The organism is Ensifer sp. ENS08 (assembly GCF_014852195.1).
Classification (GTDB): domain Bacteria; phylum Pseudomonadota; class Alphaproteobacteria; order Rhizobiales; family Rhizobiaceae; genus Ensifer; species Ensifer adhaerens.
The window spans coordinates 1,081,645-1,095,207 of the sequence record NZ_JACVBF010000001.1; the positions used below are offsets into that span (position 1 = coordinate 1,081,645).

Below are 13,563 nucleotides of genomic sequence, written 5' to 3' on the forward strand. Positions count from 1 at the left end.
ACCTTTTCCGACAAAAAACCGTATCTACCGCCGTTCGGGCTATGGTATCGCGCTTCAAGGTTTACTAAATCGGTGGCAAGGTAAACGGGCAGCCGCCGAGCCATCGCGCTGGCTTGCCAACAGGATAATCTTCTACGAATGAAACGTGATCTCTACGAAACGCTTGGTGTTGCCAAGAACGCCGACGAAAAGGAGCTGAAGAGCGCCTTCCGCAAGCTCGCGATGAAGTATCATCCGGACAAGAACCCCGGCGACGCGGCAGCGGAGAAGACCTTCAAGGAAATCAACGAAGCCTACGAGATGCTCAAGGACCCGCAGAAGCGGGCGGCCTATGACCGCTACGGTCATGCGGCTTTCGAGCAGGGCGGCATGGGCAACGGCTTCGGCGGCGGTGGTGCCGGCGGTTTCTCCGACATCTTCGAAGACATCTTCGGCGAGATGATGGGCGGCGGGCGCCAGCGGCGCTCATCGGGCGGCCGCGAGCGCGGCGCCGATCTTCGCTACAACATGGAGATCTCGCTCGAGGAAGCCTTCGGCGGCAAAACGGCGCAGATCCGCGTTCCGACCTCGATCACCTGCGACGTCTGCACCGGCTCCGGCGCCAAGCCGGGCACCAGCCCCAAGACCTGCGGCACCTGCCACGGCTCCGGCCGCGTGCGCGCCGCTCAAGGCTTCTTCTCGATCGAACGCACCTGCCCCACCTGCGGCGGGCGCGGTCAGACGATCACCGACCCCTGCGGCAAGTGCCACGGCCAGGGCCGGGTCACCGAAGAGCGCACCCTCTCGGTCAACATTCCGGCCGGCATCGAGGACGGTACGCGCATCCGCCTTTCGGGCGAAGGCGAAGCCGGCCTTCGCGGCGGACCGTCGGGCGACCTCTACATCTTCCTTTCGGTCAGGCCGCATGAGTTCTACCAGCGCGACGGCGCCGATCTCTATTGCAGCGTGCCGATCTCGATGACGACGGCTGCCCTTGGCGGCAAGTTCGACGTGACGACACTCGACGGCACCAAGTCGCGCGTCACGGTTCCCGAGGGCACCCAGGCCGGCAAGCAGTTCCGCTTGAAGGGCAAGGGCATGCCGGTGCTGCGCTCGGCGCAATCGGGCGACCTCTACATCCAGATCCAGATCGAAACGCCGCAGAAGCTGACCAAGCGCCAGCGCGAACTGCTGCAGGAATTCGAGGAGATCTCCTCCAAGGACAACAATCCGGAATCGACCGGCTTCTTTGCCCGGATGAAGGATTTCTTCGATACGCTGAGCGACTAAGGCTTCAAGCCCGACGACTTCTACAGCGCCGCGCGCCGGAAACGGTTGCGCGGCGCTTCTACTTCAGAGCAGGGCCATGAGCTGCCACAGCCCGGCCAAAACGAGCGCTACCCCGGCGATGCGGGACAGGATCCTGCCGCCGGGCACGACCTTCTCCGCCAGAACGAAGATAGCGATCGCGGCGATCCACAGCACGTTCATCACCCCGCCGACGAACAGCAGCGCCATCAGCGCCCAGCAGCAGCCGACGCAATAGAGCCCGTGCCGTACACCGAGGCCGAAGGCGCCGCCCGCTTCCCGACGAAAGCCGCCGTGGGACTGGATGAAAAGCAGCGGCGCCTGGCATTGGCTGAGACAGCGATCCTTGAGCGGCGTGAACTGGAACAGGCCGACAGCAGTCAGCACGATGCCGCTGAGGACCGCACTGGCGCTTGCAAGCGCCGGCGTGAGCAACAGGACGCGATCGAGCAGCCATTGCCCGAGAACGGCGACGAGCGCGAACAGGATCCACGCCGACAGATAGCCGGCGGCAAAGAAACCGGTGGCGGCAAAGGGCTTGCCCTGTTGGGCGGCCTTGCGGCCGACACGGGCATAGAGCAGGATCATCGGCGTCGCCGACGGCACCATCATGCCGACCATCATTACGGCCCACATGACGAGGGCATAGGCGAAGGTCGTGGCGGACCAGGGAGCGGCAACCGCGCCCGCCATCGATGCCATGGCGCCCTGCTGTGCCCCCATGGTCATGGGCTTGTCCGCCGGCATGTCCATGGGCATATCCATGTCCATGCCGGAGCCCATATCCATGCTGGCTGAAGGAGCCGGGGGACCAGCCATGTCCATGGCCGACGCCAGCCACAGGATGTAGAGCCAGCTGATCGCCGTCAGGGTGACCAGCGCCGCCACGACGATGACGCGGTCACGTCTAAGCAGGGTTTCGAGCGCCGTGTCTCCCATCGGCGTCAGTGGATCACGCCGCTTTCGGTCAAATGCATCCGGGCGAAATGGGCATGCGAATCCGCAAGCGCCAAAGTCAGCGGCCCTTTCGTATCGGCCCATCCGCGCCCGACTTCGCAAATGTCGTATTCGAAGCCATGGGGGAGATTGATGCGCGCCTGATGGGCGGCGCCGGTCACGGGATTGAGGATCGGCTCGCCGCGTGCGGCGATCCAGCCCGGTACGTTCAGCCGCGCCGTTCGGGCGCCAACATCAACCTCGAAATCGATCTCGGCAAAGACCGGATCGTGCATGGTTTCGAAGGTGGTTGCGAAGACCTGGAAGAAGGTCGCGCCGGGTTCCGTATCCTCGCCACTCATAATGCGCAGCAGCGCGCCGCGCTGTTCGTCCGATGCGCGGCTGTCGACGATCGGCACCACCTGCCCCCTGCCCTCATGGATCGCGCCCGGCCAGGCGGCGATCAGGCCGCCGCGAAGCCCATCGAGCCGCGTGTCGCCGTGATAGCCTTCCTCGATCTCGAAGGCGCCGACAGCGCTGCAATGGCCTTGGGTCGGCAGAGCGTTGAACTGGCAGGGGCAGCCATAGGCGCAATTGCAATGAATGAACTCACGCCCCTTCATCATCCATCTGACACTCGTCATCGTCTCCTCCTGAGATCTGATCGGTGTTCGTCTCGCGGTTCCCCGCAAACGGATGCCTTTTATTAGAGTAGAAAAATATACTCTTCTCCGCCGCCGATGCCAACGGCAGGAGATGGGCAAAGGCGGGAACACGACAGCGCCGTGGGTCGGTCGGACCCGCGGCGCTTGGATGATCAGGTTTCGAGCTCTTTATCGGTGTCTGTCCTAGAGCGTCGCCATGCCGCCATCGACGATCAGTTCGGCACCGACGGTAAAGGTGGCTTCGTCCGAAGCGAGGAAGACCACGGCCTTGGCGATCTCGCTCGCATCGCCGAAACGGCCAAGCGGGATCTGCGCGGCGATCGCATCGACCACTTGCTTGTTTTGTTCGGGCGTCGGGGCGTGGCCGTCATGGAGCGGCGTTCGGATTGGGCCGGGGCTGACGGCATTGACCCGGATGCCGCGGCCGATGAGTTCGCCGGAGAGCGTGCGGGCCAGCGACAGCAGGCCCGCCTTGGTCAACGCATAGACGCTGGAGGTCGGCATGCCGATATGGGCGTTGATCGAGGTGTTGAGCACGACCGAGGCGCGCTTCGAGAACACGGGCAGCAGTGCCTGGATCAGGAAGTAAGGGCCCTTGACGTTGATGGCGATCGACCGGTCGAAGCTTGCCTCGTCCCACTCTTCGATCGGCTGCAGCTTGGCGATGCCGGCATTGACGAACAGGATGTCGAGCGTGCCGAAGGCGGCACGGATCTTTTCGGCAACGGCCGCCTGGCCGGCGACATTGCCGGCATCGGCCTCGATGATGAGCGCGGCCTCGCCAAGAACGGATCGGGCTTCGGCGATGTTCTTCGGATTGGTGCCGGTGACGGCAACGCGTGCGCCTTCGGCAATGAACTGGCGGGCGGTTTCGAGACCGATGCCGCTGGTGCCGCCGGTGATGAGTGCCGTCTTGTTCTCCAAACGTGACATGATGAAATCCTCTTGCTGGGTTGAGAAGGAAGCCGGTTCGATTGGCCGTCCTTCGATGCCCACAGATATGGCGGAAAACTGTCGTTCGGATTAGTCTCCCAATCGTGGAACTCGAATTCGGAAAAGCCGAACGATGATGAAGATCGAAGGAATAGCTGCCTTTGTCGCCGTGGCCGAAGCCGGCTCGATCAGCGAGGCGGCACGTCGCCTACGGCTGTCGAAATCCGTCGTCAGCGAAAGAGTGGCAGAACTGGAGCGCGGGCTCAACGCCACGCTTCTCCACCGCACCACACGCAAGCTGACGCTCACCGAGGATGGCATCGCGTTTCGCGAGCGCGCCATCCGGATTGTCAGCGAGGTGCAGGCGGCCGCCAGCGATCTTGCCGAACGCCGCGGGCTGCTGACGGGACCGCTTCGGATCGCGGCCCCCGTCAGCTTCGGCCGAAGGCATCTCGGCCCGGCGCTCTATCCGTTCCTGGCCCAACACCCGGAGATCGAGCTGACGCTTGACCTCGACGACCGACGGGTCGATGCCGCCTCCGAAGGCTACGACGCGATCGTGCGCCATGGCGCGATCGCCGACTCGCGGCTGGTCGTGTGGAAACTTGCGAGAAGCCGGCGCCTGCTGGTCGCCGCGCCCGACTATCTCGACCGGCACGGCACGCCCGCGTCGCTCGCCGAACTCGAGGGCCATCGCGGCATCTTCTACACCAACCGGGGTGCTGCCGACTGGCGCTTCGAAGGACCTGGCGGTGCGACAGTCGTACGGGCGCGCCTGGCGCTTGGCATGAACAATGGCGACATGTTGCACGATGCCGCCGTCGCCGGGCTCGGCATCGCGCTGTTGCCCGCCTTCATCGCCGGTCCGGCCGTGCGCGAGGGGCAACTGAACGAGATCGACGTCGGGCTCAGCCCGGAGCGGGAGTTCATCTACATGGCGCATCCAGAGGGCCGGCGCGCCTCCACCAAGCTCAGAGCCATCGCCCAGCACCTGAAGGAAGCCTTCGGCGATCCGCCCTATTGGGATCCGTGACGGCTCCGCAATCCCGGCACAATCGTTGCGGGCGACGGTATCGCGCCGATCGCCGATCAAGTCTTGACCAAGGCTTGACCGAAACCGGCTGGCATCATCAGCGCATCCCCTGACAACCGAAAATTGGATTCCTATCCTTCATGCGGAACCGCTTTCTGAACTGGATCGTCCTCATGGCGCTTGGCACCAACGCTCACGCAAGTCCGCTTCCCGCTCCCACCGACGCAGAAATTCGGGAGATCCTGGCCGACCGGATCGACAAGCAACAGCAGTCGATCGGCATCGTCGTCGGTATCATCGATGCCAATGGCCGGCGCATCATCGCCCACGGCCATCCGGCCAAAGGCGACCCGCGCCCCGTCGACGGGCAGACCGTGTTCGAGATCGGCTCGGTCACCAAGGTCTTTACCGCGCTGCTGCTGGCCGACGCGATGGAGAAAGGCGCACTCAGCCTTGGCACACCCGTCGCCACGCTTCTTCCCGAGAGCGTGATCATGCCCGAGGACAAGCAGACGCCGATCACGCTCGGCGACCTCGCAACGCACATGTCCGGCCTGCCGCGATTGCCCAGCAATCTGGTGCCGGCCGACATGAGCAATCCCTATGCCGGCTACGACGCGGCGAAGCTCTATGCTTTCCTCTCCAGTCACAAGCCGCAGCGCCGCCCCGGCGTCGGGCATGAATACTCCAATCTCGGCGCCGGGCTTCTCGGCCACGCGATCGCCTTGAAGGCCGGGGTCTCCTATGAAGACCTCGTCGTCAGCCGTATCGCCGTTCCCCTCGGCATGAAGGACACGGCGATCACGCAGCAGCCCGACTGGGCCGAACGCCGGGCAACGGGCCACGATGCGGCCATGGAGCCGGTGAGCGATTGGGATCTCGACGCGCTGCAGGGTGCAGGCGCCCTGCGCTCGACCGTCGACGATCTCCTGCTTTTCCTTGAGGCGGCCATGGGAAAGACAGCATCGCCGCTCGCTCCCGCCTTCAGCACGCTGCTGTCGACCCGACAACCGCTCGGCAACGGCGATCGCGACCAGCAGGCGCTCGGCTGGGTCGTCTCCGGCAAGGGCGACGAGCAGTTCATCTGGCACAATGGCGGAACCGGCGGCTATAGATCCTTCGTCGGCTACCGTCCGTCGACGGGTGTCGGCGTCGTCGCTCTCTCCAACGCGTCGACCGAGGTCGGCGTCGACGACATCGGCCGCCATCTGCTCAATCGCAACGCGCCGCTTGCGCCGCCGATCGTCAAGCGTACGGCCATAGTGATCGACCCGGCGCGCTATGATGCCTATGTCGGCACCTACAGGCTGGCGCCCGACTTCGAACTCACGATCTTTCGGGATGGCGATAGTCTGTTTGCCCAGGCGACCGGGCAGGACCGGCTCGAAATCCTTCCGGAGGCCGAGCACCGCTTCTTTACGAAGCTCATCGATGCCCAGATCAGCTTCACGCTCAAAGGCGACCGTGCCGAAAGCCTGACCTTGCACCAGGGTGGGCAGAGCAGCCCTGCGCCTCGGGTCTCGAAATGACGGGCGCCTCCCGCCTGCTTATGAGGGCGGGAGACGATTTCCAGATCGATCAGAACAGCAGATCGATGGTGAAGTAGGCGAGCGCCGAAATCGCCGCTGCGGCGGGCATGGTGATGAACCAGGCAATGACGATATTGCCGGCAAGCCCCCAGCGCACGGCCGAAACGCGACGCGCAGCACCAACGCCGATGATCGCTCCGGTGATGGTGTGCGTCGTCGAGACCGGGATGCCGAGCCAGGTGGCGGCAAAGAGCGTGATCGCTCCGCCGGTCTCGGCGCAGAAGCCCTGCATCGGATTGAGCCTGGTAATCTTCGAGCCCATGGTGTGGACGATGCGCCAACCGCCGAACAGCGTGCCGAGCGCGATCGCCGCCTGGCAGGTGATCACCACCCAGAACGGCACGTAGAACTCCGAGCCGAGATAGCCTTGCGAGTAGAGCAGCACCGCGATGATGCCCATGGTCTTCTGCGCGTCGTTGCCGCCATGGCCGAGCGAATAGAGCGAGGCCGAGACGAACTGCATGACGCGGAAGGTGCGGTCGACGGCAAAGGGCGTCTGGCGCACGAAGATCCACGAAACGATCAGCACCAGCATGAGCGCCAGGAAAAAGCCGATCGCCGGCGACATGAAGATGGCGCCCACGGTCTTCAAAAGGCCGGTCCAGACGATGGAACTGAAACCGGTGCTCGCAAGACCGGCGCCGACGAGGCCGCCGATCAGCGCGTGCGACGAACTCGACGGGATGCCGAAGAGCCAGGTGACGATGTTCCAGACGATCGCGCCGATCAGCGCCGAGAAGATCACCAGCGGCGTGACGATGCCGGGATCGATGATGCCCTTGCCCAGCGTCTCGGCCACGTGCAGGCCGAAGAACAGGAAGGCGATGAAGTTGAAGAAGGCCGCCCACATGACCGCATATTGCGGCCGGAGCACCCGTGTCGAGACGATCGTCGCGATCGAGTTGGCGGCGTCGTGCAGACCGTTCAGAAAGTCGAAGAACAGCGCGATGCCGATCAGCCCGACGAGCAACGGAAAGGCGAGCGTCGCATCCATCAGACGTTCTCGATCACGATGCCGCTGATTTCATTGGCGACGTCCTCGAAGCGGTCGACGACCTTTTCGAGCTCGCCATAGATCTCGCTGCCGATGATGTAGGCCATCGGGTTGCTGGCGCCGTGGCGGCGGAACAGGTCCTTGAGGCCCTGTTCGTGCAGTTCGTCGGAGCGGCCCTCGATGCGGGTGACCTCTTCGGCGATCGCGATCAGGCGGTCGTGATTGGCGCCGATCCTATCGAGCAGCGGAATGGCCTCGGCGATCAGGTGCGCGGCCTTGACGACCGTGGTGCCCATTTCGCGCATGCCGGGATCGAAGCTCTTCTGTTCGTAAAGGCGGATCGTCTTGACGGTCTTGTGCATCATGTCGATGGCATCATCCATCGACTGGATCAGATCCTTGATGTCGCCGCGGTCGAAGGGCGTGATAAAGGACCGGCGCACGGCCAGCAGCACCTCGGCGGTGATGTGGTCCGCCTCATCCTCGAGCGCGACGATCCGGTCGCAGTGTCTTTCCAGATCGTCGCCGCCAGCGAGAACCTTGTCGAGCGCATCGGCAGCACCGACGACGGTGCGCGAATGTTTTGCGAAGAGGTCGAAGAAGCGATCCTCGCGGGGAAGAAGTTTGCGGAACCAGGCCAGCATCACACGTATATCCATCTGTGGATTGTCATGCGGCTGTCATATTTCACTAGGTCCTTTATGAAAAGCACCGAATCAAAGGGGTTTGTCGCCTTTCCCCTGTCGATATCGGCCTATCTTGCACGATATGGCGACGCGCCCCATTTCGCCTTGCCTTGGCAGGCGCTTTCGTCCTAGCTGCGCCCAACGTCGAATCCGGACTGCCGATGCCAAACAAGGTCTTTCTCAACCGCCTGAAGCTTACGGAGTTCCGCAACTATGCGGCCCTCTCGCTTGAGCTCGATCAGCGCCATGTGGTGCTGACGGGGGAGAACGGCGCCGGCAAGACCAACCTCATGGAAGCCGTCTCTTTCCTTTCGCCCGGCCGCGGCCTCAGGCGCGCAGCCTATGCGGACGTGACCCGGGTCGGTGCCGGCGACGGGTTCTCGGTCTTTGCGGAAGTCGAGGGCATGGAGGGAACCGTCGAGATCGGCACCGGGACTGCCGGCGTCACGGAAGGGCAATCCCGGCGGCTGCGGCTGAATGGAACACCGGCAGCGACCGTCGACGAACTGACCGATCACCTGCGCGTCCTCTGGCTGACGCCATCGATGGATGGGCTCTTTACCGGGCCTTCGGCCGACCGGCGGCGTTTCCTCGATCGTCTTGTGCTGTCGCTCGATCCGGAGCACGGCCGTCGCGCCAGCGAATTCGACCGGGCGATGCGCAGCCGCAACCGGCTGCTCGGTGAATTCCGCCCGGACCCTTCCTGGCTGACGGCGATCGAAAAGGAAATGGCCGGTCTCGGCGTCTCCATGGCGCTGGCGCGGCAGGAAATGCTCGGTCTGTTGACGGCGCTGGTCGAGCGCACTGTCGATGAAAGCGTCTTTCCCTCGGCGCGCCTGGCGTTGTCGGGCTTTCTCGACGACGAGGGCCATCGTCCGGCCTATGATCTGGAAGAACAATATCTGACGATGCTGCGTGATGGGCGTCCGCGCGACGCCGCGGCGGGGCGCACGCTCGACGGGCCGCACCGGAGCGACCTGCTCGTGCGTCACCGCGAGAAGGACATGGAGGCAGCACGCTGCTCGACCGGGGAGCAGAAGGCGCTGCTCGTCGGCCTGGTGCTGGCGCATGCGCGCCTCGTCGGCGACATGACCGGCCACGCGCCGATCCTGCTGCTCGACGAGATCGCCGCCCATCTCGACGTCAACCGGCGCGCCGCTCTGTTCGATCTCGTCGACGGCCTTGGCGGCCAGGCCTTCATGACCGGGACGGACCAAGCGATGTTCGAGGCGCTGGGCGAACGCGGCCGCTTTCTGACGGTTTCGCACGGCAGTGTTACGGGATAAGCAGAGGTCACCGAGGAGGATTTTGCCATGACCGGTGAGAACAAGCTCGACCAATCGGAGATCACCCGCTACGCCCGCCATATCGTGCTGCCGGAGATCGGGGGTGCCGGGCAACAAAGGCTGAAGGCGGCCCGTGTGCTGGTGATCGGGGCCGGCGGGCTCGGCGCTCCAGTGCTCGTCTATCTTGCCGCCGCCGGCATCGGCCGGATCGGCATCGTCGACGACGATGCAGTCGCGCTTTCCAACCTGCAGCGGCAGATCATCCACCGCACTGAAGACATCGACCGCGCCAAGGTCGAGCGGGCCGCCGAGGCGATCACCGCCCTCAACCCGCATGTCGGCGTCGACGAACACAGGCTCAGGCTCAACCCCGACAATGCCGAGGCGCTTTTCCGGCAATATGACCTGGTGATCGACGGCTCGGACAATTTCGATACGCGCTATCTCGCCGCCGATACGGCGGCAGCGGTCGGCATTCCGCTGGTGACCGGCGCCGTCGGCCGCTTCGACGGATCGCTGACGGTGCTGATGCCCTACAGCGCCGGCGCCGATGGACGGCCGAACCCATCCTATCGCGATCTCTTTCCCGAGCCGCCGCCGGCCGGTGTCGTGCCCTCCTGCGCGGAGGCCGGCATCGTCGGCGCGCTGACTGGCGTCATCGGCACCTTGCAGGCGATGGAGGCAATCAAGGTGATCGCCGGCTTCGGCGAACCGCTGGTCGGACGGCTGCTGATGTATGACGCGCTGACGGCACAGTTCAACACTATCCGCTATCGCCGCAGAGCATAGGCCGACCAAGGTGCAGATCTTTCGCATCGACGAAGCATTCGACCGCTACGAGGAACTGCTGGCGCTGATCCTTGGCGCCTTCTCCTACATGGACGAGCGGATCGACCCGCCGTCGTCGGCGCATGCATTGAACATCGAGTTGCTCCGGCAGAAGATCGCTGACGAGATCGCCTTCGGCGTCCGCGACGGCGAAAGGCTCGTCGGCTGCATCTTCTGCAAACCGGAGGACGATTGCCTCTATATCGGCAAGCTTGCCGTCGCGCCTGAGACGCAAGGAAAGGGTATCGGTCGGCTGCTGCTCGCCGAAGCGGAGGCGACGGCGCGTGCGCTGAAGCTGCCGGCGCTGAGGCTTCTCACCCGCATCGAACTCATCGACAATCACCGAGCCTTTGCCGCCTGGGGTTTCGTCCAGAGCGGCACGATGTGCCATCCCGGTTTTACCCGGCCGACGGCGATCGAGATGCGCAAGACACTTTAGCTTCCGGGCTTGGCGAACCGGATGGACGGTCGCACGGCGTTTCGCGTTCAGTCGCGGCCGGGAAGCACGCGGTCCGGTGGTCGGTGGCCATCGAAGAAGGTGCGGATGTTGATCACCACCTTCTCGCCCATGTCGATGCGGCCCTCAAGCGTCGCCGAGCTCATATGCGGCAGGAGCACGACCTTGCCCTCACCGGCAAGCTTGATCAGCTTCGGATTGACGACCGGCTCGTTCTCGAAGACGTCGAGGCCGGCGCCAGCGATCTTGCCTTCGCGCAGCGACTTGATCAGCGCCGTCTCGTCGATGATGCCGCCGCGGGCGGTGTTGACGATGTAGCTGTCCGGTCGCATCAGCGCCAATCGCCGTGCCGAGAGCAGGTGGTAGGTCGCCGGCGTCGACGGGCAGTTGACCGAGACGATATCGACGCGGGCAAGCATCTGGTCGAGGCTGTCCCAATAGGTCGCCTCCAGCATCTCTTCGGTTTCCGCCTTCACCCGGTGGCGGTTGTGGTAGTGGATCGAAAGGCCGAAGGCCTTGGCGCGGCGGGCGACAGCGGTGCCGATCCGGCCCATGCCGACGATGCCGATGCGCTTGCCGGCAATGCGCCGGCCGAGCATCCAGGTCGGCGACCAGCCAGCCCATTCGCCTTTGCGATCGGTCAGGATCTGCGCACCTTCGGCAAGCCGGCGCGGCACGGCGAGGATCAGCGCCATCGCCATGTCCGCGGTGTCTTCGGTCAACACGTTCGGCGTGTTGGTCACCGTGATACCCTTGCGGGCCGCAGCATCGACATCGATGTTGTCGACGCCGTTGGAAAAGCTTGCGATCAGCTTCAGCTGCGGGCCGGCCTGCTCGATCAGCGCCGCATCGATGCGATCGGTCACCGTCGGCACCAGCACGTCGGCGCGTTTCACCGCGGCAACGAGTTCCGGCTGGCTGCGCGGCGTGTCGTCGATGTTCAGCTCCGCATCGAAGAGCTCGCGCATGCGCGTCTCGACGATGTCAGGCAATTTGCGGGTGATGTAGACCGTGGGCTTCTTCTTGCTTGTCATTGCTGCGACGGGCCTTGTTGACGGGTCCTTAACCAAGTTGGGCGATACTTTCTCCCTGTAGCCGCAATTTCTACCAGACCCCACCGGGAAGACAAACAAAACTCGCGTCGTCGTCCCCGCGATTTCCGCCCGACCCACGGGCCTCAAGTGAACTGCGCCTGCAAAAGCTAGTGCCACGGAAAATGGGCTTCGTCATGCGTCACGTCATTTCCAGATTCTCGCTCTCGTTGATCGCCGCCTGCCTTGGCGCCGCGATCATGACGTCAGCGGCTTACGCTCAGGCCGCCAAGGGCGCCAGCGGGCTGCCGCTGCCGCGCTTCGTCAGCCTGAAGTCCAAGAGCGTCAATCTGCGGATCGGCCCGAGCGTCGATTACGCAGTCGCCTTCCGCTACATGAAGCCGGGCGTGCCGGTCGAGATCATTCAGGAATACGACAACTGGCGCCGCATCCGCGACGCCGACGGCACCGAAGGCTGGGTGAACCAGGCGCTGCTTTCCGGCGACCGCACAGCCGTTGCAGCCCCCTGGATGCGCGGCAAGGGCGAAGGCGTCTTCGTCAACATGCGCCGCGACGCGCAGGGCAATTCCCCGATCGTCGCCCGCATGGAGCCCGGTGTCATCGTGAAAGTCGGCGAGTGCAATGGCGACTGGTGCCATGCCGAAGCGCAAGGCGTCGAAGGCTGGATCGCCCAAGGCGAAATCTGGGGCGCCTATCCGGGCGAGGCCTTCAAGTAAGGCCGCGCCCGTCTTTAACCAAAAATCGATTCGGTCGGATCAGGCGAGACCAGCCTGTTTGGCGGCCGTTTCCAGCGAGACCATCGGCCGCGGCCCGATCTGGCCGATGACGATGCCGGCCGCGAGATTGCCGAGCTTGCTGCAGTCTTCGAGCGAGCGCCCGGTCGTGTAGCCGTGAAGGAAGCCGGCGGCATAGAGGTCGCCGGCGCCGGTCGTATCGACAACCTGGGCGATCGGCGTTGCGGTGACCCGAACGCGTTCGTCGCCGCGCACGACAACCGAACCCTCTTCGCTGAGCGTTACCGCCGCAAGCTTGCAATCCTTCGAGAGCTTCTCCAGCGCCAGATCGAAATCCTCGGTCTCGTAGAGCGCCAGCGCCTCCTGCTTGTTGGCAAAGACGATGTCGACCGTGCCGGAGCGCATGAGTTCCAGGAACTCGTCGCGATAGCGGTGAACGCAGAAGCTGTCCGACAGCGTGATCGCGGTCTCGCGGCCATTCGCGTGGGCGATCCGTGCGGTTTCGCGGATAGCATCCTTGGCGCGCGGCGGATCCCAGAGATAACCTTCGAAATAGGTGACCTTGGCCTCAGCGACGACGTCGGCTTCGACGTCCTCGGGGCCAAGCTCGACGCAGGCGCCGAGATAGGTATTCATCGACCGTTCGCCATCCTCGGTGACGAAGATCATCGAGCGCGCCGTCGGCGGCACGGTTTCGAGCGGCTTCGTCTGGAAATAGACGCCCTGGGCACGGATGTCGTGGGCGAAGATCTCGCCGAGCTGGTCGCTTGCGGTCTTGCCGAAATAGGCAGCGCGGCCGCCGAGGCTGGCAACGCCCGCAGCCGTATTGCCGGCGCTGCCGCCGGAGGCTTCGACCGCCGGGCCCATGCGCGAGTACAGCAACTCGGCTCGCTCGGCATCGATGAGGTTCATGGCGCCCTTTATGATGCCGTTTTCATTGAGAAAAGCATCGTCGCAGCGCGCGATGATATCAACGATGGCGTTGCCGATCGTCAGCACGTCGTATTTTGTCATGAACCTCGTCCGGTCTCCGTGATGGCCGGTGTTCGTTAATACCGGTTTTCCGGCCATTTGGAAGACAAA

14 protein-coding genes are annotated in these 13,563 nt (G+C 64.1%); 7 read left to right on the top strand and 7 right to left on the bottom strand.

Translation table 11 applies throughout. The features are described 5' to 3' along the window. The first annotated feature begins 138 nt into the window (after positions 1 to 138). Positions 139 to 1,269: a molecular chaperone DnaJ gene (gene dnaJ / locus IB272_RS05190; RefSeq protein ID WP_034804924.1), complete on the top strand. Its 1,131-nt coding sequence runs from the start codon at positions 139 to 141 to the stop codon at positions 1,267 to 1,269. A gap of 63 nt (positions 1,270 to 1,332) precedes the next feature. Here dnaJ and IB272_RS05195 read toward each other — a convergent pair whose 3' ends face one another. From IB272_RS05195 to IB272_RS05205, 3 genes are all read right to left on the bottom strand, one after another. Continuing rightward, positions 1,333 to 2,226: a DUF2182 domain-containing protein gene (locus tag IB272_RS05195; protein ID WP_113135378.1), complete on the bottom strand. Its 894-nt coding sequence runs from the start codon at positions 2,224 to 2,226 to the stop codon at positions 1,333 to 1,335. 5 nt (positions 2,227 to 2,231) lie between these two features. Then, positions 2,232 to 2,867, bottom strand: a complete 636-nt coding sequence (locus tag IB272_RS05200; protein WP_034804927.1) for a DUF1326 domain-containing protein — start codon at positions 2,865 to 2,867, stop codon at positions 2,232 to 2,234. Positions 2,868 to 3,071: 204 nt separating this feature from the next. Then, positions 3,072 to 3,821 (bottom strand): SDR family oxidoreductase, encoded by a 750-nt coding sequence (locus IB272_RS05205; RefSeq protein ID WP_060580673.1) that lies wholly within the window; start codon positions 3,819 to 3,821, stop codon positions 3,072 to 3,074. Positions 3,822 to 3,954: 133 nt separating this feature from the next. On the opposite strand from IB272_RS05205, the gene IB272_RS05210 reads away from it, so the two are divergent. Next, positions 3,955 to 4,854, top strand: coding sequence for a LysR family transcriptional regulator (locus IB272_RS05210; RefSeq protein ID WP_060580538.1), 900 nt, complete (start codon positions 3,955 to 3,957; stop codon positions 4,852 to 4,854). Positions 4,855 to 4,994: 140 nt separating this feature from the next. After that, complete coding sequence (locus IB272_RS05215; protein WP_060580537.1) at positions 4,995 to 6,383, top strand: serine hydrolase; 1,389 nt, start codon at positions 4,995 to 4,997, stop codon at positions 6,381 to 6,383. Positions 6,384 to 6,432: 49 nt separating this feature from the next. Here IB272_RS05215 and IB272_RS05220 read toward each other — a convergent pair whose 3' ends face one another. Next, positions 6,433 to 7,437: an inorganic phosphate transporter gene (locus IB272_RS05220; RefSeq protein ID WP_034804933.1), complete on the bottom strand. Its 1,005-nt coding sequence runs from the start codon at positions 7,435 to 7,437 to the stop codon at positions 6,433 to 6,435. Then, positions 7,437 to 8,081, bottom strand: a complete 645-nt coding sequence (locus tag IB272_RS05225; RefSeq protein ID WP_060580672.1) for a DUF47 domain-containing protein — start codon at positions 8,079 to 8,081, stop codon at positions 7,437 to 7,439. Before IB272_RS05225 ends, IB272_RS05220 begins: the two co-directional genes overlap by 1 nt. Before the next feature lie 203 nt (positions 8,082 to 8,284). Between IB272_RS05225 and recF the strand changes: the two genes are divergently transcribed. From recF to IB272_RS05240, 3 genes are read left to right on the top strand one after another with little or no spacing between them, the layout of a single operon-like run. Beyond that, the gene (gene recF / locus IB272_RS05230; RefSeq protein ID WP_060580671.1) at positions 8,285 to 9,409 is read left to right on the top strand and encodes a DNA replication/repair protein RecF; all 1,125 of its coding nucleotides are present in this window, start codon (positions 8,285 to 8,287) and stop codon (positions 9,407 to 9,409) included. 27 nt (positions 9,410 to 9,436) lie between these two features. Continuing rightward, complete coding sequence (locus IB272_RS05235; protein ID WP_034804936.1) at positions 9,437 to 10,198, top strand: molybdopterin-synthase adenylyltransferase MoeB; 762 nt, start codon at positions 9,437 to 9,439, stop codon at positions 10,196 to 10,198. A 10-nt stretch (positions 10,199 to 10,208) separates the two neighbouring features. Beyond that, positions 10,209 to 10,676: a GNAT family N-acetyltransferase gene (locus tag IB272_RS05240; RefSeq protein ID WP_060580536.1), complete on the top strand. Its 468-nt coding sequence runs from the start codon at positions 10,209 to 10,211 to the stop codon at positions 10,674 to 10,676. A 47-nt stretch (positions 10,677 to 10,723) separates the two neighbouring features. Here the strand turns inward: IB272_RS05240 and IB272_RS05245 are convergent, their stop codons facing one another. Continuing rightward, entirely contained in the window at positions 10,724 to 11,728 is a 1,005-nt protein-coding gene (locus IB272_RS05245; protein ID WP_060580535.1) for a D-glycerate dehydrogenase, read from the bottom strand. Between the two features lie 182 nt (positions 11,729 to 11,910). Between IB272_RS05245 and IB272_RS05250 the strand changes: the two genes are divergently transcribed. After that, complete coding sequence (locus IB272_RS05250; protein WP_034804952.1) at positions 11,911 to 12,462, top strand: SH3 domain-containing protein; 552 nt, start codon at positions 11,911 to 11,913, stop codon at positions 12,460 to 12,462. Between the two features lie 39 nt (positions 12,463 to 12,501). Here IB272_RS05250 and IB272_RS05255 read toward each other — a convergent pair whose 3' ends face one another. Beyond that, positions 12,502 to 13,494, bottom strand: coding sequence for an adenosine kinase (locus IB272_RS05255; RefSeq protein ID WP_060580534.1), 993 nt, complete (start codon positions 13,492 to 13,494; stop codon positions 12,502 to 12,504). Between the last annotated feature and the right edge of the window lie 69 nt (positions 13,495 to 13,563).

Bases quoted from the DNA above. Each gene is read 5' to 3' on its own strand.
- dnaJ (WP_034804924.1), top strand. From the start codon at position 139: ATGAAACGTGATCTCTACGAAACGCTTGGTGTTGCCAAGAACGCCGAC.
- IB272_RS05195 (WP_113135378.1), bottom strand. From the start codon at position 2,226: ATGGGAGACACGGCGCTCGAAACCCTGCTTAGACGTGACCGCGTCATC.
- IB272_RS05200 (WP_034804927.1), bottom strand. From the start codon at position 2,867: ATGACGAGTGTCAGATGGATGATGAAGGGGCGTGAGTTCATTCATTGC.
- IB272_RS05205 (WP_060580673.1), bottom strand. From the start codon at position 3,821: ATGTCACGTTTGGAGAACAAGACGGCACTCATCACCGGCGGCACCAGC.
- IB272_RS05210 (WP_060580538.1), top strand. From the start codon at position 3,955: ATGATGAAGATCGAAGGAATAGCTGCCTTTGTCGCCGTGGCCGAAGCC.
- IB272_RS05215 (WP_060580537.1), top strand. From the start codon at position 4,995: ATGCGGAACCGCTTTCTGAACTGGATCGTCCTCATGGCGCTTGGCACC.
- IB272_RS05220 (WP_034804933.1), bottom strand. From the start codon at position 7,437: ATGGATGCGACGCTCGCCTTTCCGTTGCTCGTCGGGCTGATCGGCATC.
- IB272_RS05225 (WP_060580672.1), bottom strand. From the start codon at position 8,081: ATGCTGGCCTGGTTCCGCAAACTTCTTCCCCGCGAGGATCGCTTCTTC.
- recF (WP_060580671.1), top strand. From the start codon at position 8,285: ATGCCAAACAAGGTCTTTCTCAACCGCCTGAAGCTTACGGAGTTCCGC.
- IB272_RS05235 (WP_034804936.1), top strand. From the start codon at position 9,437: ATGACCGGTGAGAACAAGCTCGACCAATCGGAGATCACCCGCTACGCC.
- IB272_RS05245 (WP_060580535.1), bottom strand. From the start codon at position 11,728: ATGACAAGCAAGAAGAAGCCCACGGTCTACATCACCCGCAAATTGCCT.
- IB272_RS05250 (WP_034804952.1), top strand. From the start codon at position 11,911: ATGGGCTTCGTCATGCGTCACGTCATTTCCAGATTCTCGCTCTCGTTG.
- IB272_RS05255 (WP_060580534.1), bottom strand. From the start codon at position 13,494: ATGACAAAATACGACGTGCTGACGATCGGCAACGCCATCGTTGATATC.